The organism is Halomonas sp., from assembly GCF_029263665.1.
Taxonomy (GTDB): domain Bacteria; phylum Pseudomonadota; class Gammaproteobacteria; order Pseudomonadales; family Halomonadaceae; genus Halomonas.
Window position 1 is genome coordinate 107,177 of sequence record NZ_JAJUFQ010000005.1, and the last position, 25,570, is coordinate 132,746.

General features: G+C 56.6%; 24 protein-coding genes. 17 read left to right on the forward strand and 7 right to left on the reverse strand.

The features are described from left to right. Nucleotides 1–230 precede the first annotated feature (230 nt). Nucleotides 231–635 carry a hypothetical protein gene (locus Q1K07_RS06825; RefSeq protein ID WP_300309356.1) on the reverse strand — a complete coding sequence of 135 codons (405 nt, stop codon included), beginning with the start codon at nucleotides 633–635 and terminating at the stop codon, nucleotides 231–233. Between the two features lie 263 nt (nucleotides 636–898). On the opposite strand from Q1K07_RS06825, the gene Q1K07_RS06830 reads away from it, so the two are divergent. Both Q1K07_RS06830 and Q1K07_RS06835 read left to right on the forward strand, forming a co-directional pair. Further along, the gene (locus Q1K07_RS06830) at nucleotides 899–2,488 is read left to right on the forward strand and encodes a peptide chain release factor 3 (protein WP_300309357.1); all 1,590 of its coding nucleotides are present in this window, start codon (nucleotides 899–901) and stop codon (nucleotides 2,486–2,488) included. Nucleotides 2,489–2,628: 140 nt separating this feature from the next. After that, nucleotides 2,629–3,405: a TatD family hydrolase gene (locus Q1K07_RS06835; RefSeq protein WP_300309358.1), complete on the forward strand. Its 777-nt coding sequence runs from the start codon at nucleotides 2,629–2,631 to the stop codon at nucleotides 3,403–3,405. Here Q1K07_RS06835 and Q1K07_RS06840 read toward each other — a convergent pair. Beyond that, entirely contained in the window at nucleotides 3,402–4,478 is a 1,077-nt protein-coding gene (locus Q1K07_RS06840) for a folate-binding protein (protein ID WP_300309359.1), read from the reverse strand. The genes Q1K07_RS06835 and Q1K07_RS06840 overlap by 4 nt on opposite strands. Before the next feature lie 263 nt (nucleotides 4,479–4,741). Here Q1K07_RS06840 and Q1K07_RS06845 point away from each other — a divergent pair, with 263 nt between their 5' ends. The 6 genes from Q1K07_RS06845 (at nucleotide 4,742) to Q1K07_RS06870 (ending at nucleotide 11,950) form a co-directional block, all read left to right on the forward strand. Next, on the forward strand, nucleotides 4,742–4,939 hold the full coding sequence (locus tag Q1K07_RS06845) for a hypothetical protein (RefSeq protein ID WP_300309360.1): 198 nt from the start codon (nucleotides 4,742–4,744) through the stop codon (nucleotides 4,937–4,939). A gap of 51 nt (nucleotides 4,940–4,990) precedes the next feature. Next, nucleotides 4,991–5,401, forward strand: a complete 411-nt coding sequence (locus Q1K07_RS06850) for an OsmC family protein (protein WP_300309361.1) — start codon at nucleotides 4,991–4,993, stop codon at nucleotides 5,399–5,401. Nucleotides 5,402–5,438: 37 nt separating this feature from the next. Further along, a complete protein-coding gene (gene uvrB, locus Q1K07_RS06855) occupies nucleotides 5,439–7,469 on the forward strand; it encodes an excinuclease ABC subunit UvrB (protein ID WP_300309362.1) in 2,031 nt (676 codons plus the stop codon). Nucleotides 7,470–7,888: 419 nt separating this feature from the next. Further along, entirely contained in the window at nucleotides 7,889–9,394 is a 1,506-nt protein-coding gene (locus Q1K07_RS06860) for a fumarate hydratase (protein WP_300309363.1), read from the forward strand. A 97-nt stretch (nucleotides 9,395–9,491) separates the two neighbouring features. Then, a complete protein-coding gene (gene cls / locus Q1K07_RS06865; protein WP_300309364.1) occupies nucleotides 9,492–10,910 on the forward strand; it encodes a cardiolipin synthase in 1,419 nt (472 codons plus the stop codon). A 122-nt stretch (nucleotides 10,911–11,032) separates the two neighbouring features. After that, on the forward strand, nucleotides 11,033–11,950 hold the full coding sequence (locus Q1K07_RS06870) for a LysR substrate-binding domain-containing protein (RefSeq protein ID WP_300309365.1): 918 nt from the start codon (nucleotides 11,033–11,035) through the stop codon (nucleotides 11,948–11,950). 49 nt (nucleotides 11,951–11,999) lie between these two features. On the opposite strand, the gene Q1K07_RS06875 is transcribed toward Q1K07_RS06870, so the two are convergent. Further along, entirely contained in the window at nucleotides 12,000–13,103 is a 1,104-nt protein-coding gene (locus Q1K07_RS06875; RefSeq protein WP_300309366.1) for a bifunctional nicotinamide-nucleotide adenylyltransferase/Nudix hydroxylase, read from the reverse strand. Nucleotides 13,104–13,240: 137 nt separating this feature from the next. Between Q1K07_RS06875 and Q1K07_RS06880 the strand changes: the two genes are divergently transcribed. Beyond that, on the forward strand, nucleotides 13,241–14,245 hold the full coding sequence (locus Q1K07_RS06880; protein ID WP_300309367.1) for a YihY/virulence factor BrkB family protein: 1,005 nt from the start codon (nucleotides 13,241–13,243) through the stop codon (nucleotides 14,243–14,245). Beyond that, nucleotides 14,242–14,520, forward strand: a complete 279-nt coding sequence (locus Q1K07_RS06885; RefSeq protein WP_300309368.1) for an acylphosphatase — start codon at nucleotides 14,242–14,244, stop codon at nucleotides 14,518–14,520. Before Q1K07_RS06880 ends, Q1K07_RS06885 begins: the two co-directional genes overlap by 4 nt. A 123-nt stretch (nucleotides 14,521–14,643) precedes the next feature. On the opposite strand, the gene Q1K07_RS06890 is transcribed toward Q1K07_RS06885, so the two are convergent. From Q1K07_RS06890 to Q1K07_RS06900, 3 genes are all read right to left on the reverse strand, one after another. Then, complete coding sequence (locus Q1K07_RS06890; RefSeq protein WP_300309369.1) at nucleotides 14,644–15,585, reverse strand: nucleoside hydrolase; 942 nt, start codon at nucleotides 15,583–15,585, stop codon at nucleotides 14,644–14,646. A gap of 26 nt (nucleotides 15,586–15,611) precedes the next feature. Beyond that, complete coding sequence (locus tag Q1K07_RS06895) at nucleotides 15,612–16,529, reverse strand: ribokinase (protein WP_300309370.1); 918 nt, start codon at nucleotides 16,527–16,529, stop codon at nucleotides 15,612–15,614. A gap of 324 nt (nucleotides 16,530–16,853) precedes the next feature. Then, nucleotides 16,854–17,801: a D-2-hydroxyacid dehydrogenase gene (locus Q1K07_RS06900; protein ID WP_300309371.1), complete on the reverse strand. Its 948-nt coding sequence runs from the start codon at nucleotides 17,799–17,801 to the stop codon at nucleotides 16,854–16,856. Between the two features lie 357 nt (nucleotides 17,802–18,158). Between Q1K07_RS06900 and Q1K07_RS06905 the strand changes: the two genes are divergently transcribed. After that, nucleotides 18,159–18,428, forward strand: a complete 270-nt coding sequence (locus Q1K07_RS06905) for a zinc ribbon domain-containing protein (RefSeq protein ID WP_300309372.1) — start codon at nucleotides 18,159–18,161, stop codon at nucleotides 18,426–18,428. A 45-nt stretch (nucleotides 18,429–18,473) separates the two neighbouring features. Beyond that, nucleotides 18,474–20,252, forward strand: a complete 1,779-nt coding sequence (gene aspS / locus Q1K07_RS06910; RefSeq protein WP_300309373.1) for an aspartate--tRNA ligase — start codon at nucleotides 18,474–18,476, stop codon at nucleotides 20,250–20,252. Between the two features lie 98 nt (nucleotides 20,253–20,350). On the opposite strand, the gene ubiM is transcribed toward aspS, so the two are convergent. Next, the gene (ubiM, locus tag Q1K07_RS06915) at nucleotides 20,351–21,580 is read right to left on the reverse strand and encodes a 5-demethoxyubiquinol-8 5-hydroxylase UbiM (RefSeq protein WP_300309374.1); all 1,230 of its coding nucleotides are present in this window, start codon (nucleotides 21,578–21,580) and stop codon (nucleotides 20,351–20,353) included. 397 nt (nucleotides 21,581–21,977) lie between these two features. Here ubiM and ruvC point away from each other — a divergent pair, with 397 nt between their 5' ends. The 5 genes from ruvC (at nucleotide 21,978) to tolR (ending at nucleotide 25,564) form a co-directional block, all read left to right on the forward strand. Beyond that, nucleotides 21,978–22,517 (forward strand): crossover junction endodeoxyribonuclease RuvC, encoded by a 540-nt coding sequence (ruvC, locus tag Q1K07_RS06920; protein ID WP_300309375.1) that lies wholly within the window; start codon nucleotides 21,978–21,980, stop codon nucleotides 22,515–22,517. 237 nt (nucleotides 22,518–22,754) lie between these two features. Beyond that, entirely contained in the window at nucleotides 22,755–23,366 is a 612-nt protein-coding gene (gene ruvA, locus Q1K07_RS06925) for a Holliday junction branch migration protein RuvA (protein ID WP_300309376.1), read from the forward strand. A 4-nt stretch (nucleotides 23,367–23,370) separates the two neighbouring features. Further along, on the forward strand, nucleotides 23,371–24,399 hold the full coding sequence (ruvB, locus tag Q1K07_RS06930) for a Holliday junction branch migration DNA helicase RuvB (RefSeq protein WP_300309377.1): 1,029 nt from the start codon (nucleotides 23,371–23,373) through the stop codon (nucleotides 24,397–24,399). A gap of 20 nt (nucleotides 24,400–24,419) precedes the next feature. Next, on the forward strand, nucleotides 24,420–25,109 hold the full coding sequence (gene tolQ / locus Q1K07_RS06935; RefSeq protein WP_300309378.1) for a protein TolQ: 690 nt from the start codon (nucleotides 24,420–24,422) through the stop codon (nucleotides 25,107–25,109). A gap of 14 nt (nucleotides 25,110–25,123) precedes the next feature. Beyond that, entirely contained in the window at nucleotides 25,124–25,564 is a 441-nt protein-coding gene (tolR, locus tag Q1K07_RS06940) for a protein TolR (RefSeq protein WP_300309379.1), read from the forward strand. Nucleotides 25,565–25,570: the final 6 nt, after the last annotated feature.

Below are 25,570 nucleotides of genomic sequence, written 5' to 3' on the forward strand. Positions count from 1 at the left end.
CCCCGCACAATGGCGGGGGTAAATATATGGGACGAAACTGAAGAGGAAGGCATTGGAAGGAAGCTGCCGTAAAGGAAGCGTTGTCAGGAATCCTGGACAAGACCCTTTTCTTTCGCATACTTCACGAGTTCCTGCACATCACGCTCATAGCCTCTGGTCAGACACACAGCCGCTACGCCCAGGCCTATAGTGATGATGCTCAGTGTTGCGAGAACGATGTAGACCGTCATTTACTTGCCCCTCCATGTCAGTAGGGCCTTCAGGTAGGATGCCCCAAATGCCAGCGAAAATCCAATCACGACTCCCCATAGAGGGTTGGCGCTGGTTGCGACGACAAGTGCATCACCGTCCTTGTCAGCAAAGAACAGGGCAACCGTGGACAATGCGCCTATCGTAGTGCCTGTGCGGTCGGCCATATCCAGCCAGTTGGCAAAGACGGCAGCCCATTTGGCACGTCGCTCAGCTGCCATGTGTTCGGCGATTTCCTCCAGCTCTTGTTGAGTGAAGGCTCGAGACCGACTTGTATCGTTACCGTGTTGCAACCCGGAGCGCTCACTGGCTCCCTTGGCCATCTGAGACAGTTCCCTCTTGAGGGCATCCAGATCGTGATGGTGTTCGTCCTTGTTGTTGGTCATGAAATATCCGACGTCAGAAGCAGGCCTGTGGAAATGAGGTGATCATGGGCCCGGTCAGACTGAATGATATGCTCTTGATGCGGCCCGGTGTAGCGCAGGAAGTGGAGAAGCGCTATTTCATGGCTAGCATGGATCGGGGGCATGGCACCGTACGAACCTTGCCGGTACAATCTGCGCAACTTTCATTCCCTCTTGCCCAGGTATCTCGAGCTTCACCTGCGAAGTTTACCTGCAGGGCAAGTACAAAGTAGAGCCAGGTTTCCATGACAGACGCCAAGCAAGCCCAACAGTCGGGGCTTCGCAGAACCTTTGCCATCATTTCGCACCCCGATGCCGGTAAGACCACCATTACCGAGAAGATGCTGTTGTTCGGAAATGCCATCAAGCTGGCCGGTTCCGTGAAGAGCAAGCGTGATGACCGTCATGCCACGTCGGACTGGATGAAGATGGAGCAGGAGCGGGGGATCTCCGTGACCACCTCGGTGATGCAGTTCCCTTATGGGGGCCGTATGGTCAATCTGCTGGATACGCCTGGGCACGAGGACTTCTCCGAGGATACCTATCGCACGCTGACGGCAGTGGATTCGGCGTTGATGGTGATCGATGGTGCCAAGGGCGTCGAGGATCGAACCATCAAGCTGATGGAGGTATGTCGCCTGCGCACCACGCCGATTCTGACATTCGTCAACAAGATGGACCGTGATATCCGCGATCCCATCGAGGTGATGGACGAAGTCGAAACGGTGCTCAATATCCAGTGTGCACCGATGACATGGCCGATTGGCATGGGGCGTCACTTCAAGGGCGTCTACCATCTCTACAATGATGTCATTCATCTCTATACCCAAGGGCAAGGCCACCGTATTCCGGATGACCTGCGCATTGAAGGACTGGATAACCCTCAAGTGGATGAAATACTTGGGGAAGATGCGGCTGAAGAGTTGCGCATGGAGGTCGAGCTGGTGCGTGGTGCATCCCACGAGTTTGACCTCGAGGCTTTCCGTCGAGGCGAACTGACACCGGTGTACTTCGGTACTGCGATGGGCAACTTCGGTGTACGTGAGATGCTTGACGGTTTCGTCGAATATGCCCCGTCACCGCAACCCCGCGAGACAGATATCCGCAAGGTGGAAGCTGAGGATGGGCGCTTCACCGGGTTCGTATTCAAGATTCAGGCCAATATGGACCCGAATCACCGTGACCGCATCGCCTTCCTGCGCGTATGTTCTGGAAAATACGAAAAGAACATGAAAATGCGCCACGTGCGTATCGGAAAGGACGTCAAGATCGCTGATGCATTGACGTTCATGGCAGCGGATCGCTCTCACGTGGAAGAAGCCTGGCCAGGTGACATCATCGGCCTGCATAACCACGGCACCATCCAGATCGGTGATACTTTCACCCAAGGTGAAGACATGCGCTTCACTGGTATTCCGCACTTTGCACCGGAGCTGTTCAAGCGTGTGCGCCTGAAGGACCCGCTGAAGATGAAGGCGCTGCAGAAGGGCCTTCAACAGTTGTCGGAAGAAGGCGCCACCCAGGTGTTCATGCCTCTTGATAACAATGACTTGATTCTTGGGGCCGTGGGTACGCTGCAGTTCGATGTGGTCGCGCATCGACTCAAGGAAGAGTACAAGGTCGATTGCATCTATGAAGGTGTCAATGTCAACACTGCACGCTGGATCTACTGTGACGATGCCAAGATGCTGGATGAGTTCAAGCGCAAGGCCAGTACCAATCTGGCTATCGATGGCGGTGGCTACCTGACGTACATTGCCCCAACCCGGGTCAACCTGCAGATGACGCAGGAACGTTGGCCAGACGTACGTTTCCGCGAAACTCGCGAGCATTGAACCAGACGCTGGGCGTAAGCTGGGCATCATAGGCTTGGCCCGTTGCTCAGGTGGTGGGTTGCGCTGTGAGCGGGGCACTCCTGTTATCGGGATGCGCTCCGTCGCCTCACTGGTTGGCCTGTGCAGAATGGAGGGTCTCAATGCTCGAATTGATAGATGCCCACTGCCATCTGGATTTTCCGATCTTTGACCAGGACCGGACTGAGGTGCTGGAAAGGGCTCGGCAGGTCGGGGTGGGGCATTGTGTTATCGCCGGGACAACACGCTCTCGCTGGGACGGGCTGCTGGCGCTGGGCAACGCGCAGGGTCTGAGTGTCTGCCTTGGTCTTCATCCGGTTTTCCTGGAAGAGCATCGCCTTGAAGGTGGTGACAATGATCTGCTGGCGCTGGCTCGTTACCTGGATTGCCATGCCTCCATCGTTGCCTTGGGAGAATGCGGTATTGACGCGCGTTTTCCAGAGACCCTGAAAAGCCAATGGCAATTGTTCGTTGCCCAGCTGAAGTTGGCTCGGGAGCGAGACCTTCCTGTAGTGATCCACTGTGTTCGGGCCAATGATGACGTTGCCAAGCAACTGAAAGATCTGGCCATGCCTTCTGGGGGCTTGATTCATGCATTTGCCGGCTCATATGAACAGGCAAAGCGCTTTATCGATCTGGGTTTTCGTGTGGGTTTGGGTGGCGCTGTCACCTATCCGCGGGCAGCGCGATTGAGGCGCGCGGTGGCTCGCCTGCCTGATGACGGCTTTGTGCTGGAAAGCGATAGTCCGGACATGCCCTTGTGTGGCTACCAGGGGCAGCGTAACGAACCTGCACGGGTGGCGGAGGTGTGCCGAGTTGTCGCTGAGCTGCGTGGGCAGGACCAGGCGGCCGTGGCCAACACAAGTTCGGCCACGGCACGCCACTTGTTTGGTATTTAAACCTGTTTCGTCTTTGAATCTGCTTGTGTCGTTGCATCAGTGGAATCGACCAGGTCCTCCGGGTCCTGCCGTTTCAGTGCATAGGGTAATTTCAGCAGTTGCACTCGGTGGCCATTCAAGCTGAGTGGCTCTTCCGTGGCTTGTGTCGACAGGACCGCCAAGGCTTCAGGCTGGCCATAGGCGTCCACCTGGCTGGCAATGATCTCCCCGACGCGTTTGCCGCTCTCATTGACTACCTCGCTACCATTGTCGGGGCATTCATCACCTTCTATCTGCACACGGAATAGGCGCTTCTTCACCTGTCCGCGGAAATGTGCCCGGGCGACCACTTCCTGCCCGGTATAGCAGCCCTTCTTGAAACTGATTCCCGCCAGGGCTTCCCAGTTGAGCATCTGTGGCAGATACGTATCTTGCTGATCGGCATTGATGAAGTGCAGACCCGCCTGAATATCGGCCAGTTTCCATACCGCATTGCCTACAGCCGCACATTGGTTGAGCAAGCGCGGGAAGAGCTCCTCAGCCACCTGTGCAGGGAGCGTGATCAAGTAGCGAGTTTGTGGACCGGGGTAAGTCAGCACACTGGTATCGCCGCAGGTTGCCTGGTGCCATAACTTGGGTGGTGTCAGGTCGCAGTCGACTTCTGTCAGGGCGGTAGCTTCGCGGCCAATCAGGCCGATCAGTGCAATATTATCCTGAGGTTCCAGGCTGGCCTTGTAGAAAGCTGCGAATTTGCTCAATTGCTGAGTCAGCGGTTCGACCAGGCTGCTATGCAGAATCAAGCGATAGTGTTCCGGCGCGACGCGCATCAACTGAGCATTGGCCATCACCCGGCCTTTGGGACTGCAAAAGGCGGTCAGGGGAGCGAAATGGCCATCGACAAGGCTCAGTTGAGCACTGGTCTGGCCTTGCAGGAAGCGTTCGGCATCGGCACCGATGACATCCACGGCGCCCAGATGCACCAGAGGGATGGCGACAGTGTTCTCGAGTACTTGACGTGCCGGGTCCGCAGTATCGAACTCTACATCATGGGGAGCGCGGAGCCGTCCGCCATTGGCGCTGATCCAATCCGTCATTGACCTTTCCTATGTCAGGTTGCCCGCCAGTCTGGCGTGTATCGCCCTGGAAGATGATTCTATTCTGCATAGTATCCCACAGGGCTGAAAGGTGTTTCGCTGGGCGGTTGCTGTGGGAATGTGTAGTCGCAAGAGGGCTTTTTCAAGTATGGGACAAGTCTCGGCGTGGTGGGATGCTGCTCTATGGTTGTCGGGTCATGCTAAGCTGTGCGATTCCCAGCTGTTTGTTTGCTGGAGAAGTTCTGGATGCAAGGAGTATATCGATGTCTCACCAATCACTGACATTTGAAGGTGTTGAAAGCACCGATCAGATCAACCGGATCACCACGGCTCTGATGATGCTGGATGGCGTCGATAGTGTCGAAGTAGGTCGATACGGCGCTGAAGTGGAAGGGAAGGCGCGTCGTGAGGTGTTGATCAAGGCTGTTGAGCAGCTCAAGCTCAAGATCAAGGTGAGCTAAACATGACGGGTACCGTTGTGTGCATGTTGCCAAGACCGAGAGGGCATCAGGATGACGATCAGTATTCGCAGTCTGCGTGATGGCAAGTTGCGCCATAGTGCTAAAATCCACAGTTTCGATGAACTGTTGGTGGATGTGCCCGAGGCCTTTGGCGGTGATGGCAGCGCACCGGACCCACACGATTATTTCGACGTGTCTCTGGGAGCCTGCAAGGCAATCACTGCCCGTATGTATGCCCAGCGCAAGGGCTGGGCGCTGGATGCTGTCAGTGTGGTGGTAACGCGTGATGAACGCGATGAACGCAAAGGGATCTACCGACTGGATGTGGCCATGACATTTCATGGGGTCGATGATCCAGAGAGGTTGGCGAGACTTGAAGAGATCAGCGACAAATGCCCGATTCATCGCTTGATGACGACTTCCCGTGTGGAGATCACTACTCGCACAGTGGTCGACGCCTGACACTCGTATTGCCAAGATCAATTTCCATGGAGCCATGATGAGCAAGCCGTTTCGCCTCGCCTCCAAGTTCCGTCCTGCCGGTGACCAACCGGCAGCTATCGAAGGGCTGGTCAATGGGCTGGAGGCAGGTCTGGCCCACCAGACCCTGCTCGGTGTTACTGGCTCAGGCAAGACCTTCACCATGGCCAATGTAGTGGAGCGCCTACAGCGCCCAACCATTGTCATGGCACATAACAAGACGTTGGCTGCTCAGCTTTATGGCGAATTCAAGGCATTCTTCCCCGACAATGCGGTGGAATATTTCGTTTCCTATTACGACTATTACCAGCCCGAAGCTTATGTGGCGTCGTCGGACACCTTCATCGAGAAGGATGCCTCCATCAATGACCATATCGAGCAGATGCGCCTGTCTGCGACCAAGGCGTTGCTGGAGCGCCGTGATGCACTGATCGTTGTCTCGGTGTCGGCCATCTATGGCCTGGGTGACCCGGATCAGTACCTGAAGATGCGTCTGCACTTCACTCGTGGCGAATTGATCGACCAACGAGGCTTCCTGAGGCGTCTGGCCGAGCTGCAATACACCCGCAACGATATGGATTTCAAGCGCGGTACCTATCGGGTGAGAGGGGATGTCATCGACATTTTCCCGGCAGACTCCGAGGATCAAGCGGTAAGGGTGGAATTGTTCGACGATGAAATCGATACGATCAGTCTGTTCGACCCGTTGACCGGTGAAGTGCAGGGCAGGGTGCCTCGCATGACCATCTACCCGAAGAGTCACTATGTGACACCGCGGGAGACTATCCTTGCCGCAGTGGATCAGATCAAGGCAGAACTGGTGGAACGGCTCGCGTTCCTGCGCAAGGAAGACCGACTGGTGGAAGCCCAGCGCCTTGAGCAGCGTACGCTCTACGACATCGAGATGATGAATGAGCTGGGTTACTGCAACGGCGTCGAGAATTACTCACGCTACTTGTCCGGGCGCGCTCCCGGCGAACCACCACCTACCTTCTTTGACTACTTGCCGCCGGATGCTTTGTTGTTCATCGATGAGTCCCATGTCAGCGTACCGCAGGTCGGTGGCATGTACCGCGGTGACCGTTCGCGCAAGGAAACGCTGGTGGAATACGGCTTCCGCCTGCCTTCGGCGCTGGATAACCGCCCGATGACATTCGAGGAATGGGAAGGGATCTGCCCACAGACCATTTTCGTTTCTGCTACACCGGGGCCCTATGAGGCTGAGCATGCTGGTCAGGTAGTCGAACAGGTCGTGCGTCCTACGGGATTGCTGGATCCAGAAATCGAGGTGCGTCCGGCCTCGACTCAAGTCGATGATCTGCTCTCGGAAATCCATCTGCGCACCGCAGTAGGAGAACGGGTGTTGGTGACGACCTTGACCAAGCGCATGGCGGAAGACCTTACCGAGTACCTCGACGAGCACGATGTCAAGGTACGCTACCTGCACTCGGATATCGATACGGTGGAGCGGGTGGAAATCATCCGTGACCTGCGCCTGGGCAAGTTCGACGTACTGGTGGGAATCAACCTGCTCAGAGAGGGCCTGGATATTCCCGAAGTTTCCCTGGTGGCCATTCTCGATGCGGACAAGGAAGGCTTCTTGCGTGCTGAGCGTTCACTGATCCAGACAATCGGCCGGGCGGCACGTAATGCCAATGGCAAAGCGATTCTGTATGGCGATCGCATCACGGATTCCATGCGCAAGGCCATGGACGAGACCGAGCGCCGCCGAGCCAAGCAGATGGCACACAACGAAGAACACGGCATTACGCCACGTACCGTGACGCGCTCTGTGGCAGATATCCTCGAGGCTGCTGCCGCTCCTGGCAGTCGCAAGAGCCGTGGACGCAAGGGGGAGCGCAAGGTTGCCGAGCCCGAGGCCATCTATGATCCGGCATCCCTGTCGCCAGAGGAGCTGCGCAAGGAGATGAGTCGCCTGGAGGATGCCATGCTGCAGGCAGCCCAGAACCTCGAGTTCGAAGAAGCGGCACGCCTGAGGGATCGTCTGCACGAACTCCAGGAACGTCAGTTGGCGCTTGGCGCGATATAACCTGGGTCTTGAGCCTATGTGAGGTGTCTGGCGTCGTTGAGCAACAATAGTTTGCCGATGGGACGGTGTGTCTACCGAATAATTTATACCGTTATCTTATTGTTCCAGAACATCTCGGTGCGATTCTGAGAACGTTCAGGATGGCGTCGGAGCTGCCGCGACCTGTTCCTTGAGGTACACTATGGGCCGCTTGTGAAATGTGTCGCTATCAACAATGGCATGTTTCAAACCCGCCCACGGCATGCTGTCCACGGCGCCATGAACTTGAACATGTTCTGCAAGGCTGTTTCGGATACATGTACACGAAGTGCTGGGCTGGCGGTGCCGTATCGTCCACTGCGCCGCTGAAGCCATGGCGTGTTGTCAGCTGCAGGCCGTAGAAGAGAAGCGGGTATAACGACCCACCCAAGGAGTCATCCATGACCGTGATTCGCCAGGACGACCTCATCACGAGCGTCGCTGATGCCCTGCAGTACATTTCCTACTATCATCCCAAAGACTTCATCGATGCCATGGCGGCAGCCTATGAGCGGGAGCAGAACCCTGCTGCCAAGGATGCCATTGCCCAGATCCTGATCAACTCTCGCATGTGTGCTACCGGCCACCGTCCGATCTGTCAGGACACCGGTATCGTCACCGTGTTCGTCCATGTTGGCATGAACGTACGTTTCGAGGCCGACATGAGCCTCGACGACATGATCAACGAAGGCGTACGGCGTGCCTACAACTTCCCGGACAACGTCCTGCGGGCTTCCGTACTGGCGGATCCGGATGGCAAGCGCCAGAACACCAAGGACAATACACCTGCGGTGATCCACCACAAGCTGGTGCCGGGCGATACTGTTGAAGTGCATGTCGCGGCCAAGGGTGGTGGCAGCGAAGCCAAATCCAAGTTTGCCATGCTCAATCCTTCCGACTCTGTAGTTGACTGGGTCATGGAACAGTTGCCGAAGATGGGCGCAGGCTGGTGTCCGCCCGGCATGCTGGGTATCGGCATTGGCGGTACTGCCGAGAAGGCCATGGAACTTGCCAAGGAAGCTTTGCTTGACCCGATCGATATCCAGGACCTGCAAGCGCGTGGCGCCGCCAACCGTTCCGAGGAACTGCGCCTGGAACTGTTCGACAAGGTCAACAAGAGCGGTATTGGCGCCCAGGGCCTGGGTGGCTTGACGACCGTGCTTGACATCAAGGTCAAGGATTATCCCACTCATGCGGCCAACAAGCCGGTGGCGATCATCCCCAACTGCGCAGCGACGCGTCATGCCCACTTCACTCTGGATGGTTCCGGGCCTGCTGCGCTCAAGCCGCCGCGTTTGGAGGACTGGCCGGAAATCACGCGTGAGGCTGGCGCTAATGTCAAGCGCGTCAATCTTGATGAGATCACCCCTGAAGAGGTCAAGACCTGGGCGCCGGGTGATACGCTGCTTCTCAATGGCAAGCTGTTGACCGGTCGTGATGCGGCACATAAGCGCATGGTCGACATGCTGGCCAAAGGCGAAGCATTGCCGGTGGACCTGAAAGGACGGTTCATCTATTACGTTGGCCCGGTGGATCCTGTTGGTGATGAAATCGTAGGTCCTGCTGGTCCGACGACGGCAACGCGCATGGACAAGTTTACCCGCACTATGCTGGAACAGACCGGCCTGCTGGGCATGGTCGGCAAGGCCGAGCGTGGACCGGCAGCGATCGAGGCGATCCGCGACAATGAAGCGGTATACTTGATGGCAGTGGGTGGCTCAGCCTACCTGGTGTCTCAGGCAATCAAGGCATCCCGTGTGGTTGGCTTTGAAGATCTGGGCATGGAAGCCATTTACGAGTTTGAAGTGGAAGATATGCCGGTAACGGTGGCCGTGGATACACAGGGCACTTCCGTGCATCAGACTGGCCCTGCCAAGTGGAAGGAAATCATCGCCCAGACGGCTTGACGGCATATTTGCCATTGGCGCAATACGAGACCCCGCCGGCTGGCGGGGTTGTCGTTTCTAAGGGTATGCTCTGAAGCGACAAGGATGGAGGCTGAACATGACGACCTGGATATTGGGATTGGCCGTCTTTCTCATTCATACCGCAGGGGCTTTCTCGGCGGTATTGGCGTTGATGTCCAGCCGGACATCTCAGGGGGCTATTGCCTGGATTATTTCGCTGGTGACGTTCCCTTATCTGGCCCTGCCTGCGTATTGGGTATTTGGCCGTCCCCGCTTCTATGGCTATGTCAGTGCCAGAGGCCAGCGTGATACGGTTTTGCGCCAGGTGCTGGAGCGTTATCGCGACCGTTTCGATGCCTATAAGATTCAGACTGATGATGTCGATGTAAGGGCTGTGGAGCAGTTGGCCATGATGCCATTGACCAGTGCCAATCACAGCGAGCTTCTGGTCGATGGTGAGGCCACGTTCGACAGCCTTTTCGCCGGCATCAAGGAAGCCCGCTCCTATATCTTGATCCAGTTCTTCATCGTAAGGGACGATTCGCTTGGGCGCCGACTCAAGCATCAGTTGATTGCCGCCGCACAGCGCCAGGTGCGTGTCTATTTCCTGTACGATGAGATTGGTAGTCATCAGTTACGTGAGGGCTTTCTCAAGGACCTGCGAGCAGCTGGTGTCGAGGTGAGTGCCTTTCATTCATCCAAGGGCGTGAAACGACGCTTTCAGCTCAACTTCCGCAATCATCGCAAGATCCTGGTCGTGGATGGCCGACTGGGTTGGCTTGGCGGCTTGAATGTAGGCATCGAGTATCTTGGTCTCAATCCACGCCATGGGCCTTGGCGTGACACCCACATGAAGCTTGCAGGACCAAGCGTGCTGGGGTTGCAGGAAGCTTTTTGGGAAGATTGGCACTGGGCCACAGGCTGCATGCTCAATCTATGCTGGTCGCCTCAGGTCTGGCCGGAGGCCAATCGTCGCGTTGTGATCATCCCCTCGGGCCCGGCGGATGGGCGAGAGACAGCCAGCCTGCTGATCCAGCATCTCATTCATAGTGCGCGGAAGCGTTTCTGGGTGACCAGTCCGTACTTCGTACCGGATGAAGGCGTGCAGAGTGCCTTGAAGCTTGCTGCCATGCGCGGAGTAGACGTGCGCATCATGATGCCGGAACGGCCAGATCACTTGCTGGTTTTTCTGTCGGCCTTCGCGTTCCTGCCGGATATGGTCAGGTCCGGTGTGCGTATCTATCGCTATCAGCCTGGGTTCCTGCACCAGAAGGTCACGCTGATTGATGATGAGGCTGCCAGTGTCGGTACCGTCAATCTGGATAACCGATCCTTCCGCTTGAACTTCGAGATCACCGCATTGGTGGTGGATCGTGATTTTGCCAAGGATGTGCAGACGATGCTGGAGGCTGACTTCGCCAACTGTCGCGAAGTCAGTCTCGCAGAACTACGCTCGCGGTCGTTATGGCGCAAGTTACTGTCCCGAGGTGCCTATCTTCTATCTCCCATTCAATAACGCATGAAGGGGCCCAGGTCGCCTTGCTGTAAATTCTGATACTCATTGTTGTTTGGGACTACTGCCGCTTTGCGGTAAATTGAGGTCGCCCAAAGAAAAGGCGTTGGTAAACAGGAGCGGTGGTGAATCTCGAGACAAAATGGCTGGAAGATTTCGTTGCGCTGTCCAATACGCGTAGTTTTTCCGCTTCGGCACGGCAGCGACACGTGACCCAGCCGGCTTTCAGTCGCCGCATTCGATCACTGGAACAGGCTGTCGGGGTAACCCTGGTCGATCGTTCAACCACGCCCATCGACCTGACGCCGCAAGGCCAATTGTTCCTGGTCACGGCGCGTAATATCGTGGAACAACTCAATGAGTCCTTGGGCCATTTGAGAGGCCTGTCCATGGCCAATGAAGCCCTGGATATCGTGGCGGCTCATTCACTGGCATTAAGCTTCTTTCCGCCGTGGATTTCGCGTCTGCAAAAAGGTCTGGGGGAGTTGCCGACTCGTCTGATTGCCATGAACGTAGGGGAGGCCATTCATGTGCTGCGCGAAGGTAATTGCGACCTGATGCTGGCCTACTATGACCCCTATGCCAGCATGCAGCTGGATGCAGAAGCATTTCCTTCGTTTTCCATTGGGCGGGTAAAAATGATTCCGGTGAGCGTGCCGGATGACAATGGCGAGCCACGCTTCGCGCTCAATGACAGTAATTCCATTCCCTATCTGGCCTACACTCAGGGAGCTTTCCTTGGGCGCAGTGTGCGGATGCTGCTGAAAAACGATCCGCTACGCATGCGCTTGCGCACTGTCTATGAAACTGCCATGGCTGAGGGGCTCAAGGCCATGGTATTGCAGGGCGTCGGGATGGCTTGGATTCCGGATTTCTGCATGCGTCAGGAACTCAATGAAGGGCGAGTGGTGCGTGCAGGAGATGAAGCCTGGGATGTGCCGCTGGAAATCCGCCTTTATCGCTGTTCTCTGGTACACAAGCCAGGCGTAGAGAAACTCTGGCGGCAGATGATGAAGTTGCCCAGGGACTTTCTCGAAGCCTGAAGTTATCTGTTAAGCGATTGTCTGTTGAAGAGATGGCCTGTCTGAAGGGTTATCTTCCGGACCAGGTACCATGATCGGCAGGAAGTCCCAAGAAGTTCTGGATAATGAAGAAGTGGTCTTCGAACAGATTGTCCGGTTCCAGTTCGGCCAAGGGAACCCAACGGGCATGATCACCTCCTTTCACCGGTTTCAACTTGGGCAACTGCTGGTCTGGGCGCAGAGCGAAATAAAAGGCCTCTGCCAGCGTGCGGCCTCGCCAGCTGCGATGGGGCTCATCGAACAGGCGTTGCCCACGTAGCGATCCCTTCAATACCGGTTCGGGCACCTTCAGACGAATCCGCTCACGCAGCTCGCGCAAACAGGCATCCATCAAGCGTTCCTGGGAGTTGATGAATCCACCTGGCAGGGCATAGAGCCCCTTGCCGGGGGCCGAGGTACGCCTGACCAGCAGTACATGCCCCGATTGCACCACCACCGCGCACACAGTGACGAAGATGGGGGGATAGGGGGCCTGGGCCCAGGCCGAGCGATACTGGTCCAGCAGTTGCTGCTCTTCGATCAGCTGTTGATAGGGCTGATCAAGCATGAACGAGCGGATGTCCTTGACGACTCCCGGGGGGAGGTCATGGGTCGCATTGGTGCTCAGATATTCTACCGCTGAGCCTTTGGAACGGAACAGGCGCTGTCGGATTTCACTGGCGGAAATTGCCTCGACCAAGGGCACGCTGACCGATTCCCACTGGGGAAAGAGAGACAGGTAATAGCTGGACTGGCCTCGACTGGCGCCGATCAGTCCGATGCGGGGCAAGCGTGCATGTGATGGTTGAGCCAGATCTCGGACTTTGCGCTGAACGTCATGCACCCATACATCATTGTTATACAGCGCATCCAGCAACGGTACGATCTCGAGCCGAGCATTTTCATCATCATCGAAAGCACTGCGCAACATGCTGCGGCGTTCGTCAAATCGCCAAGGATTGCGTAGAGAGCGTGCCTGCCATGCTGAACCGACCAGAACGATCACCTGACGGGCGCGCTTCAGTGCCGCCCGAATGACTGCCAAGTGACCGAGATGAGGCGGCTGAAAGCGTCCGATGAAGACTAGACAGTCGAAGTCGCTGTTCGCTTGGGATGACTCGGAGGATGAGGTCATGCACGCTCCAGACTAATGAGTGGGAGTCATTATGATGAGGGGAATGCTCTGGTGCAATGCGCTGATATGACAACAAGTTGCCGGCGCGGCGGCTCGTAATTGGGTATGCTGTGACTATCTAGGTACAGGGGAGCATCATGATAAAGGATTTCGTTGTGTTCTGGTGGAGCGTGTTACGTGATTCCGTCCAACTATGGCTAGAGCGTAATGCATTCAGTTACGCCGGCTCTCTGGCCTTTTACACGTTATTTTCGTTAGCACCTACGGTAATTATTGCCGTAACAGTAATAGGATTTGTGCTCGGTGAAGAGGCGGCGCAGGGGCAGATCTTTGCCCAACTGCAGGGGGCCATGGGAGATGCTGCCGCCTCTGCAATACAAGAAGCGGTCAATCAGTCCCGAATTCAGGAGTCGGGGCTGATGCCTACCCTGATGGGCTTTGCTGCTCTGGCGCTGGGAGCAACAACGGTATTCGGACAGATGCAGTTCTCTTTGAATACCATTTGGGGCGTTCGACCGCGCCCGACGAGCAACAGCATCCTGCGCTTGATCAAGAGCCGTCTGATGTCGCTGACGGTCGTTCTGGCCATAGGGTTCATCCTACTGGTATCGCTGGGGTTGGGGATTTTCGTTCGCGCAGCCTTGAAGGCGGCTCATGACATGCTGCCCTTTGTCGGACTGCTGACCCAGGGGGCCGAGTTCCTTGTCTCTCTGGCGGTAGTGGTGGCCTTGTTCGCCACGATATTCAGGGTGCTACCTGATGTCGTGCTGTCCTGGAGAGATGTCATCGTTGGTGCTGTGGTGACAGCCTTGCTGTTTTCTCTGGGGCGTTCTGTCATCGCCATGTATCTCGCCTATACCGCGACAGCATCCACATACGGCGCCGCAGGCTCGGTGGTGATGGTTCTACTGTGGGTCTACTATTCATCACTGATACTCCTGTTTGGCGCCGCCTTTACCAAGTGCCACTTGGTTGCCCGACACAAACCGCTGATTCCCCGCAACAGTGCGGTCCTGATCAAGCAGGAATTGATCGATCAGGAGAGTGTCAGGGCGCAGCTTTCTGAAGAAGAGCGGCAGCGCTACGACGAGGAAAAGCAAGAAAGAGAGCACGATGTTGCGGTAGAGGAAGGGCGGGAATGAGTGCGACGTATTGCGTAAGAGCTCTGGTCGCCGGTAGGGTGCAGGGTGTTTACTATCGAGCATCTACCCAGCGTCAGGCATTGGCTGTCGGGCTTACCGGCCACGCAGTCAATCTCGTCGATGGGCGTGTCGAGGTCCTGCTCTGTGGCGAGAGCGAGGCGGTTGATACTGTTCTGCGCTGGTTATGGAAGGGACCGCAAGGGGCTCAGGTGATGCATGTCGAAACGGAAGTGGTGCAGCCGACGCCTCTGCCCAGTCATTTCCATACAGGTTAACTTTCTCATACAGATTAACCTTGTTTGGTAGCGCCTAGAAAACACAAAGCAGGGAATACATGACGCCATGTATTCCCTGCTTTGGCTATGATCCTTTTTAAGCTGTGCTTTTCGGACCTTACATCACGACAACGTATCAGCAATCCAGTTGCTGACAGCCTGTCCGTCGACCCCAAGGCACACATCTACCTCCGGTGTCTGTGACCAGCGATCTTGGATAAAGGCGCGACCCTTGGGTGCAAATAGGGTCTGGCCTTCCGCACTACCTTCTGTCACCACATTGAGATGACCGCGTTGCGTCTCGAACAGGTCTGGACGCACCAGCCATGCCAGGGCAACACTATCGTGTGGGCAGCAGCCATCGATACCCAGTGCCTGACGATAGAAATTCCGATAGAACGCATAGCTGCCGGCCAGTACTTTACCGAGTTCACCCTGGGCCGTCTCGATGCGCTCCATATGCTGCGGAGTCAGTACGCAGCGATGGGTCACATCCAGGCCGACCAGCGTCAGGGGCCATTCTGCCGTCAGCACTTTTTGTGCAGCATGGGCATCGTTGAAGATATTGGCTTCTGCTACCGGGGTGACATTGCCGCCTTCGCGAATGGATCCGCCCATGATCACGACTTGCTTGACCTTGGTGACGATGGCGGGATCGATCTGCAAGGCGGCAGCCAGGTTGCCCAAGGGCCCTACCGCCACCAGGCTGACCTCTCCCGGTCGCTGGTTGACGGTATCAACGATGAACTGAGCCGCGTTACGTGGATCTGCTTGTCCCGCAACGGGAGGCAAATCGATATTGCCCAGTCCATTATCACCATGAATATGCTTTGGTGCCGGATGACGAGGCTTGACCATCGGAGTGGCAGCGCCCTGGGCGACAGGTACCGGCTTGCCGGCCAGTTCGCCCAGCAACAGGGCATTGTGAGTGGCGGTTTCCACGTCCACGTTGCCAAAGGTGGTGGTCATGCCGAGTAGTTCTATCTCCGGATGACGCAAGGCGATGGCAATCGCCTGGGCATCATCCACACCTGGATCTGTGTCGAAGATAATCGGATAGGTCACGGAAACTCCTTCAGAGGTCTCAAGATTCAAGCGTCGCAAGCATCGAATCGGCCTGCATTGAATGCATCGTCGACTTCAGCGCGAAAGGGAATACTGTCGGCAGCGCCGGAACGTTGCACGCCGAGAGCGGCCGCTGTGGCAGCCAATGCCAGGCATGCGGGGATATCGGCTTCTTCCTGCATGGCCGCAAGGTAATAGCCAATGAAGGTGTCGCCAGCAGCCGTTGTATCAACGGCCTTGACGGGGAGGGCGGGCTGGAAGTGACGCATTCCATCATACTGATACCAAGCGCCTTCTCCTCCTAAGGTCAATACCAACTGACAACCGGGTAACTGGGCATCCAGGGCGTCAAGTAATTGCTGCGGAGAGACGTCCTCAGCGACATTGGCCAACCAGGCAGCTTCGCCCTTGTTGACGAACAGCAGGTCGCAATATTGAAGTGGCAGTTCGCGGACAGCATCGCTCATGGGAGCAGGGTTGAATGCAACCTTGAGACCAGCTTCATGAGCTAATTCAATAGCATCTGCCAGGGCACTGCATTCGTTCTGCAGCAGGAGCCAACTGCCTGGCGATGTACCGGCGATCAACGCTTTCAGATCATTTCTGTCGTAGATGTGATTGGCGCCAGGGAACAAGAGGATGCTGTTCTCGGCCTGGTCATCCACCTGGATGATGGCATGCCCCGAGGGGCCATCAATGTCATTGACATGGTCAACCTTGACGCCAGCATCGGCAAGCAAATTGCGAGCCCACTGATCTCGGGCATTGAGGTTTCCCCAATGTGTGACTTGTCCGCCAGCACGGGCAAGAGCCAAGGACTGATTGGCACCTTTGCCGCCAAGCCCGACGCTGTGTGCGTAACTGGCCAGGGTTTCCCCAGGGCGTACCAGGTGAGGGACGCGATAGACATGATCGATATTGATCGATCCGTAGTTGTACAACATAGATATTCCAATCCGTTACCCAGGCAGGGCCTCAGGGAAGCTCACTGATGGATTCAGTGCTTCCTCTATACATCGTTCCAGCGGGAAAGTATCGGAGGTGTCTGCATCAGGTGCAAGGCACCGATCTCGATTCAATGGCTTAAATAGATTTATACCGTTATCTTCCTTGCTACTTAAATTTTCCCCAATATTGCCTGAATACATTGTCATCACCGACTGATGAAGAATGAAGCCGCAAATAACGATCTTCATCCCTCATTCAGTATCATATATCCGTCAAGAGACACGCTGGATAAATCGACGCAGATGCTCAAACGAGCACCCTCATGGTGTCTTTTCCTTGGCCTTATCCAGGTTTCGAGCCGTCAGATGCACAATATTCTGGCGCGCCTCCGGAGTGATCCAGGCATTATGCGGCGTCACCAGCAGGTTGAGAGCGGGAGACTCGGAAAGAGCCCTGATCAGTGCGTGGCCTTCGCGAGGAGGCTCCTGCGGCAGTACATCCACCGCCAATCCTCCTAGTTTTCCCTGACGCAGGGCTTCCAGGGCTGCCTGTTCATCAATCACACTGCCGCGAGCGCAGTTGATCAACAATGCGCCATCCTTGAAGCGCTCGAGAATATCGGCGTTGATGAGATGGTGTGTCTGTTCAGTCAGAGGGCAGTGCAGACTGACCACATCGGCGGTGGGTAATACCTCGTACAGGGCTGGGCGCGAGTCATTGCTCTCGTTGCCTGGGCGCGCAGCGAAAGTCACCTGCATGCCGAAGGCTTCGGCCAGTTGGGCCACCTTGGCTCCCAGAGTTCCCTGACCCACCACTACCAGATGCTTGCCCTCCAGTTGAAGGGTGGAGTGATCCATCAGGCAGAAGAAGGGGCTTTTACCCCATAATCCTTCGCTTACATCACGCTGATAAAGTGGCAGGCGATTAGCCAGGGCCAGCATGAGCATCAGCGTATGCTGTGCAACGCTTGCCGTGCCATAGGCATTGACGTTGTCGACGCGAATTCCCAATTTGTCGGCACATGTCATGTCGATATTGTTGGTGCCGGTCGCAAGTACGCAGATATGCCGCAACGAAGGCAGTGATGTCAGTGTTTCAGCGTCCAGAACGACCTTATTGACCAACACGATATCTGCCCCTGCCAGGCGCTCCCTGGCCTGCTGGGTGGTGCTGGTGGGATAGACCTCCAATGTATCGACTCGCTCGCGAATGGGAGACAGGTCAATATTCGGGCCGAGGCTGTCGGCATCGAGCAGGACGGCTTTCATCGTAACTCCTGGTTATTCTGTCGTGATCGTCGGGTTCAATTGGTGCTGCACAATAATCATTCGATACAGCGTAATGGAATCATGCTGCAGGGCTGGGACTTGCCGTGCTCCAGAGGCTATACTATGGCCTTTTCATTCGTGGCCTGGCATTCAACCTTGGAAGCGCAGCGCTCTTGCAATCCTTGGGGCCTGGCCATATATCGCACCTCGGCAGGTACAATCCTTGCTAAACAGGGCCTTGGTAGACATGACCTGGATAAGGTCAGCGGGCTCAAGTCTGGATTGTCTTGCCCTAGGAAAACCCGGTGTGATGGCATCGCTGCAACCGGCTTCGATGCAATTGGAGAATTGATTACCATGCCCATCTACGAATATCAGTGCAAGGCTTGTGGCCATCGTCTGGAAAAACTGCAGAAAATCAGTGCCGATCCACTGACTGATTGCCCATCCTGCGAAGCGCCGGAGCTTAACCGCCTGGTCTCTGCAGCAGGCTTTCGTCTGGCAGGTGGCGGCTGGTACGAAACCGACTTCAAGACAGGTGGTAGCAAGAAGAACCTCGCTGGTGACAGTAGTTCTTCCAACAGCTCACCCAATAGTTCTTCTTCAGGCGGCGATGCCGCAGCCTGATCCGTATTACCGCCTTTTTCTTCACGTAACAAGACAGGATCCAACATGCGCAGCCATTATTGCGGCCAGCTCAACGAAACTCTGGTGGACCAGACGGTCACCCTGTGCGGCTGGGTTCATCGCCGCCGTGACCACGGTGGGGTGATCTTCCTCGACCTTCGCGATCGTGATGGTGTCGCTCAGGTTGTGGTTGACCCTGATACCGCCGAGGCTTTCGCTAATGCCGACCGCGCCCGCAGCGAGTACGTGCTGCGCATCCAGGGCCGCGTTCGCCTGCGTCCCGAGGGCACCCAGAACCCGAACATGCCGACTGGCCTGATTGAAGTACTGGCCAAGGAAGTCGTGGTGCTCAACACCGCGGCGACTCCCCCGTTCCAGCTCGACGAGCACGGCAAGGTGGGGGAGGAGACTCGCCTCAAGCATCGTTATATCGATCTGCGTCGCCCCGAGATGATCGAGAAGCTGCGCCTGCGTTCACGCATCTCTCACAGTGTGCGTGCTTTCCTTGAAGGCGAAGGCTTCCTGGACATCGAGACGCCAGTGCTGACCCGGGCGACCCCGGAAGGTGCTCGCGATTATCTGGTGCCAAGCCGTACTCACGCGGGCAGCTTCTTCGCTCTGCCTCAATCCCCGCAGCTGTTCAAGCAATTGCTGATGGTGGCAGGTTTCGATCGCTACTATCAGATTGCCAAGTGCTTCCGCGATGAAGACTTACGTGCCGACCGTCAGCCTGAGTTCACTCAGATCGACCTTGAGGCTTCCTTCGTAGAGGAAGCCGATATCATGGCGATCACTGAAGCCATGACCCGCAGCCTGTTCAACGATGTGCTGAATGTGGATCTGGGAGAGTTTCCGCGCATGACCTGGCACGAGGCGATGCAACGCTTCGGCTCGGACAAGCCGGATCTGCGTATTCCATTGGAACTGGTCGATGTCGACGACCTGATGAAGGATGTCGATTTCAAGGTGTTCTCCGGTCCGGCCAACGCAGCAGACGGACGCGTGGCCGCGCTCAAGGTCAGCGGAGGCGCCAAGCTCTCGCGCAAGGAAATCGATGAATACACCAAGTTCGTCGGAATCTATGGCGCCCGTGGTCTGGCCTGGATCAAGGTCAACGAACGTGCCAAGGGCATCGAAGGGCTGCAATCGCCCATCGTCAAGTTCATGGAAGACGTCATCGAAACGCTGCTGGACCGTGTTGGAGCACAGGATGGAGACATCGTCTTCTTCGGTGCTGACAAGGCTCGCATCGTCAATGAGGCGCTGGGCGCGCTACGCGTCAAGCTGGGTGAAGACCTGAGCCTCTACACCTGCGAGTGGGCGCCTCTCTGGGTCGTGGATTTCCCGATGTTCGAGGCGGATGACAATGGTCGTTTGAGCCCATTGCATCACCCGTTCACTTCTCCTGCCTGCAGTCCGGAAGAGCTCAAGGCCAACCCGGCCGAAGCGCTGTCTCGTGCCTACGACATGGTGCTCAATGGTACCGAGCTGGGTGGCGGTTCCATCCGTATTCATGATCAGGCCATGCAGAAGGTCGTATTCGAGATTCTCGGCATTGGCGATGAAGAGGCCAACGAGAAGTTCGGCTTCCTGCTGGATGCTCTGCAGTACGGAGCGCCTCCCCATGGTGGCCTGGCCTTCGGGCTCGATCGCCTGGTCATGCTGATGACTGGGGCCAAGACCATCCGTGAAGTGATTGCCTTCCCGAAGACACAAAGTGCTGCCTGTCTGATGACCGAAGCACCTGGCGAAGTGAGTCCCGAGCAGCTCAAGGAGCTCAATATCCGCCTGCGTCAGAAGGCCAAGGCCGAAGACAGCGAATAAATAAGGCCCTTCAGAAGGAGCGGTGTATTTCCCGCTCCTGACGAGTGGCCCATAACGAGCAGCCTCGCCCAGAGCGAGGCTGCTTTTTTATTGTCGCGTCATGATGTCTGGTTCATGAAGGGGAGGCGGGGTAAAGCAGGAAGTGGTGGCAGGCCGGGCAGCAGTGCTTCTCCCTGAAGATGTCTGCTGATGAGAGCACGAGCAGGCGTCATTCGCTCGCCGAGCTGTAGCCCAAGATGACGTAGCAAGCGGGCAGGTCGGCGTTCGTCGGTGTAGAGACTGACAATCGCCTGGGTAGCAAGATACAACGGACGCGTTGCCAGGCGATGCTCGCGCTCGTAGGCAGACAACAGGCGTGGTGCGGCGATGTCCAGGCCACGCTGGAACGCCTCGACCACACGACGAGCGAGGCGATGCTGGCTGTGCACGCCAAAGTTGAAGCCATGGGCCGTCACGGGGTGCATGCCCACCGCGGCATCACCGACCAGGGCAAACCGCTGGGCATGAAAGCGCTCGGCATAAGTACTGACCAGAGGGTATGCATAAGCTTGATCGATCAAGCTCATGCGGCCAAGACGCCCGCCATAGCGTTGGGTCAACTGGGCGCTGAAGGCCTCGCTATCCAGTGCCATCAATGCTTCCATCTGCTGATGCGGCAAGGTCACGACGGCAGATGAAAGGTGGGTGGAGATAGGCAGCAGAGCCAATGTCTGGCCGTAGTCGAACCACTCCCAGGCGGATTGATCATGGGCATGTTCATGTCTGACTCGACAGACCATCATCGAACGGCCATTATCGCGCATTTCAGCGGCGATCCCCATTTGCCGACGTGACATCGAGAAGCGGCTATCTGCGGCCACTGCCAGACGCGCGTGCAAGCGCTCCCCATTATCGAGATCCAGAGTGGCGCAGTGAGCACTGCTGGCTATCGAGGCAAGACCCGCATGATGCCATTCGATATTGTCCCATGCCGATGCCGCTTCATGGGCGGCATGGCGAATGGCATGATTGGGCACCATGAATCCCAGAGGTTGCTCGTCTGAAGACGGATTGCCGAAGCCCATGAACCAAGTCGATTGGCCATTGAATACGCGGGCCTGGCGAAGTGGAGAGATATCGCTGCTGCTCAGATGCTGCCAAATGTTCAAGTCACTGAGCAGACGGCGCGAAGCGTGGGTCAAGGCGATCTCACGACCGTCAGGAGCAGGATGGGCCAGTTCCGAGCGTGGCTGTCGCTCGATCAAGGAAACCTTCATTCCCGAAGCAGCAAGTGTGCTGGCCAGGCAGAGCCCGACCGGGCCAGCGCCGATGATGGCTACATCCCTCACGTTCTATCCTCCTGCGGGCCATGTCTGTCATGGATGGTTAAGGGTATATTGCACGTTGATAGCAGATGCTAATACATGAGGAGCATGTTATCTGCATCACATAACAACTGGCTTGATCCATGCCCTGGTCTTGATCAATATCCGACACAGCCCCCGCTTCTCATCGAGCTTTGTCTTGCGGATTTTGTTTTCCCTGTCTGTATCGAGCGACATGCATGGCAGCAACTTGGAAGATCAGGGAAATGCCGGGGATTTATCGCTCCTCTGATTGGCGCCAGGATCTCAATGATGTACAAGACGTTTTTTCTCCAACGCGATAGAGTGGTCTGGCTTATATAGAGAGGAAGCCTGCCATGACGACAGGGACTTGCAGGACATACGACAACAGGGGCAATCAGTGCTGATTCTAGGAATCGATCCTGGTTCGCGTATTACCGGTTATGGCGTTGTGGATGCTGCTGAGCATACTCCACGCTACGTGGCGAGTGGTTGCATCCGACTCAAGGATGATGACCTGGAACAGCGCCTGGCTCAGATCTATGCCGGTATCAGCGAGTTGATTGCCGTACATCGTCCGGATGCGCTGGCCATCGAGAAGGTGTTCATGTCGAAGAATGCAGATTCGGCATTGAAGCTTGGCCAGGCACGCGGCGTGGCCATTGTCTGTGCAGCCAACCATGGTCTATCTGTCAGCGAGTATGCCGCACGTCAGATCAAGCAAGCTGTCACAGGCAGCGGAGCCGCAGAAAAACCTCAGGTGCAGCACATGGTCACTGCGGTACTAGGCCTTTCCGGGACTCCGCAGGCAGATGCCGCCGATGCGCTGGCCATTGCCCTGACCCACATCTATGCTTCTCGCGGACTTGTCAAGGAAGGCAGTTATGGTGGAAGACAGAAACGCTCCCGAGCGACGTCCTGGCGCCATTTTCGGCCTTGAGTGCAAAGCGGCATGACGCGGATCTCTGCGAGGCAATGAGTGTCGCCTAAACCCAACATGAAGAGTTGTCGAACGGTGTTTGATTCATCTGGCATACACTCTAACCCATCAGTATAGTGGGGAGCCAAAGAGGGTATGAACATCTCATACATCTGAAGTACGCAGATTAGAATATCGAGAAGTGCTGCATGTTCAGTGCATTCTTAAAACACGCAGGATCAAGGAAACCATCGCGCCATGATCGGACGCATCACGGGCACATTGCTAGAAACTCAACCCCCGGGGCTGGTCGTCGATGTGGGGGGGGTCGGCTACGAGCTGGAAGCCTCCATGACGACTCTGGTGGCATTGCCTGGTGTAGGGAAAAAAGTGTCTCTCTACACTCATCTGACCATTCGCGATGATGCGCACCTGCTGTTCGGCTTTGCCAGGGAGCAGGAAAGGGCGTTGTTTCGTGCCCTGATCAAGGTCAATGGCATTGGTCCCAAGCTGGCCCTGGCGATTCTGTCCGGTATGGACGAAAACGCCTTTGTACGCTGTGTGATGGAGGATGACGTCAAATCGCTGACGCGCCTTCCAGGGGTTGGCAAAAAGACGGCTGAACGCCTGATCATCGAGATGCGTGACCGTTTTCCGCATTGGCAGCATCCCGACAGCCTACCGCTCGATGGTGGCAGCTTGTCCAATGCCTCGCGTCCGGCCCAGGATCCTCTTGCTGACGCCGAAGCCGCATTGGTCAGCCTGGGATACAAGCCGACTGAAGCCAGTCGCATGCTTTCCGGCCTGGAAGGTGAGGGAAGTACGGAAGCCATGATCAAGGCGGCCTTGGCTCGCCGCATGGCAGGATGATGCCATGATAGAGAACGATCGTCTGATCGCCGCCAATGCGCAAGAGAGCGATATTCGGGTGGATCATGCCATCCGCCCGAAACGTCTGGTTGACTACATCGGCCAGCCACGGGTTCGTGAGCAACTGGAAATCTTTATCCATGCGGCTCGGGCACGGGACGAAAGTCTTGACCATACCTTGGTATTTGGTCCTCCGGGGCTGGGCAAGACGACGCTGGCCAACATCATCGCCGCGGAGATGGGGGTCAATCTGACATCGACTTCCGGGCCGGTACTGGAGCGTGCTGGCGACCTCGCCGCCATGCTCACCAATCTCAAGGCGGGCGATGTGCTGTTCATCGATGAGATTCATCGCCTATCGCCGGTGGTGGAAGAGATTCTCTATCCCGCCATGGAAGATTTTCAGTTGGACATCGTCATCGGCGAAGGGCCGGCGGCGCGCTCCATCAAGCTTGATCTACCACCTTTCACTCTGGTGGGCGCCACTACCCGGGCAGGACGTTTGACGTCTCCTCTGCGTGATCGCTTCGGCATCGTTCAGCGCCTGGAGTTCTATGCCATCGATGAATTGACGGAAATCGTCAGTCGTTCGGCGAGATTGCTGGGGGTAGAGACGGATCGAGAAGGTGCCCAGGAAGTGGCGCGCCGTTCGCGAGGGACTCCGCGTATCGCCAATCGCCTGCTGCGCCGGGTGAGGGACTTCGCAGAAGTGCGTGCAGGGGGGCAGATCACTGCTGAAGTTGCCGATCAGGCCTTGAACATGCTGCACGTGGATCATCATGGCCTCGACCATATGGACCGTCGCCTGCTGCTGGCCATGATCGAGAAATTTGATGGCGGCCCCGTGGGGGTCGACTCGCTTTCCGCTGCCATAGGGGAAGAGCGTGACACCATCGAGGATGTCATTGAACCTTACCTGATTCAACAGGGCCTGATGATGCGTACTGCCCGTGGCCGGGTGGTCACACGCCAGGCCTGGCACCATTTTGGAATCGCCCCCGATGAACGGGCGATCGATACTGACTCTGACTGACCCGAGACACGAGGTTTGCCGTGAACGACTCCATGTCCATCCCACATTTGATCATCAACGCCAGCGGTGTCGTCCAGCTGGTCATGCTGCTGTTGCTGACCGGCTCCATCCTGTCCTGGGTGGTGGTGTTTCAGCGTACTTTCGTCATGCGCAAAGCCAAGCGTGCCTATCGTGCCTTCGAAGACCGATTCTGGTCCGGGGTCGACCTCAATGAACTGTATCGGGAAATTCCCTCCGAACAGGAAAGCGAAGGGGCTGAACACATCTTCCGTTCCGGCTTTCGTGAGTTCAATCGTCTGATGCCCAAGACCCGCAGCGCCCAGGCCATTCTTGATGGTGTCCAGCGCAGCATGCGTGTGGCCTGGTCACGCGAAGAAGAGCGCCTCAACCTGCACCTGGTTTTCCTTGCCACTGTGGCATCTGCCAGTCCCTACATCGGTCTGTTCGGCACCGTGTGGGGCATCATGGGGTCTTTCCAGTCGCTGTCCATGGCGCAGCAGGCCACCCTGGCCACGGTTGCACCCTGGATTGCCGAGGCATTGATTGCAACAGCCATGGGGCTGTTTGCTGCTATCCCGGCGGTCATCTTCTACAACCGGCTGTCTGCCGAGTCTTCCCGCTTGCTCGGCAAGTATGAAGACTTCGCCGAGGAGTTCCATTCCATCCTGCACCGCAACCTGCAGGGCAGATCCGACTCCAGCGCTGCCTGAAGGGAGAAGATGCCATGCTTGGACCCTTTCATCGTCGTGGGCGCAGCAAGCCCATGGGAGAGATCAACGTTGTCCCCTTCATCGATGTGATGCTGGTGCTGCTGGTGATCTTCATGATCACTGCACCGATGCTCACACAAGGGGTCGATGTTGACTTGCCCCAGGTCTCATCCGAGCCCATCGACGTCGACGAGCAGAATGAGCCGATCATCGTGTCGGTCGATCGTGATGGTCAGTATTACATCAATCTTGGCGGTGACGAGAGCCAGGTTGACCTTGATGAAATCAGTGACCGGGTGATCATCCTGCTGGAGCGCAAGCCGGGTACACCGGTGATGGTGCGCGGCGACCGCAACGTGCCTTACGGGCAGATCGTCACCCTGATGAGCACCCTGCAGCTGGCAGGTGTTGCCAACGTCGGTCTGATTTCAGAACCGCCTCCCTCTGACGGCTAGGAGTGT

Excerpts from the sequence above, each read along its gene's own strand:
- Q1K07_RS06825 (WP_300309356.1), bottom strand. The coding sequence starts at position 635 with ATGACCAACAACAAGGACGAACACCATCACGATCTGGATGCCCTCAAG.
- Q1K07_RS06830 (WP_300309357.1), top strand. The coding sequence starts at position 899 with ATGACAGACGCCAAGCAAGCCCAACAGTCGGGGCTTCGCAGAACCTTT.
- Q1K07_RS06835 (WP_300309358.1), top strand. The coding sequence starts at position 2,629 with ATGCTCGAATTGATAGATGCCCACTGCCATCTGGATTTTCCGATCTTT.
- Q1K07_RS06840 (WP_300309359.1), bottom strand. The coding sequence starts at position 4,478 with ATGACGGATTGGATCAGCGCCAATGGCGGACGGCTCCGCGCTCCCCAT.
- Q1K07_RS06845 (WP_300309360.1), top strand. The coding sequence starts at position 4,742 with ATGTCTCACCAATCACTGACATTTGAAGGTGTTGAAAGCACCGATCAG.
- Q1K07_RS06850 (WP_300309361.1), top strand. The coding sequence starts at position 4,991 with ATGACGATCAGTATTCGCAGTCTGCGTGATGGCAAGTTGCGCCATAGT.
- uvrB (WP_300309362.1), top strand. The coding sequence starts at position 5,439 with ATGAGCAAGCCGTTTCGCCTCGCCTCCAAGTTCCGTCCTGCCGGTGAC.
- Q1K07_RS06860 (WP_300309363.1), top strand. The coding sequence starts at position 7,889 with ATGACCGTGATTCGCCAGGACGACCTCATCACGAGCGTCGCTGATGCC.
- cls (WP_300309364.1), top strand. The coding sequence starts at position 9,492 with ATGACGACCTGGATATTGGGATTGGCCGTCTTTCTCATTCATACCGCA.
- Q1K07_RS06875 (WP_300309366.1), bottom strand. The coding sequence starts at position 13,103 with ATGACCTCATCCTCCGAGTCATCCCAAGCGAACAGCGACTTCGACTGT.
- Q1K07_RS06880 (WP_300309367.1), top strand. The coding sequence starts at position 13,241 with ATGATAAAGGATTTCGTTGTGTTCTGGTGGAGCGTGTTACGTGATTCC.
- Q1K07_RS06885 (WP_300309368.1), top strand. The coding sequence starts at position 14,242 with ATGAGTGCGACGTATTGCGTAAGAGCTCTGGTCGCCGGTAGGGTGCAG.
- Q1K07_RS06895 (WP_300309370.1), bottom strand. The coding sequence starts at position 16,529 with ATGTTGTACAACTACGGATCGATCAATATCGATCATGTCTATCGCGTC.
- Q1K07_RS06900 (WP_300309371.1), bottom strand. The coding sequence starts at position 17,801 with ATGAAAGCCGTCCTGCTCGATGCCGACAGCCTCGGCCCGAATATTGAC.
- Q1K07_RS06905 (WP_300309372.1), top strand. The coding sequence starts at position 18,159 with ATGCCCATCTACGAATATCAGTGCAAGGCTTGTGGCCATCGTCTGGAA.
- aspS (WP_300309373.1), top strand. The coding sequence starts at position 18,474 with ATGCGCAGCCATTATTGCGGCCAGCTCAACGAAACTCTGGTGGACCAG.
- ruvA (WP_300309376.1), top strand. The coding sequence starts at position 22,755 with ATGATCGGACGCATCACGGGCACATTGCTAGAAACTCAACCCCCGGGG.
- ruvB (WP_300309377.1), top strand. The coding sequence starts at position 23,371 with ATGATAGAGAACGATCGTCTGATCGCCGCCAATGCGCAAGAGAGCGAT.
- tolR (WP_300309379.1), top strand. The coding sequence starts at position 25,124 with ATGCTTGGACCCTTTCATCGTCGTGGGCGCAGCAAGCCCATGGGAGAG.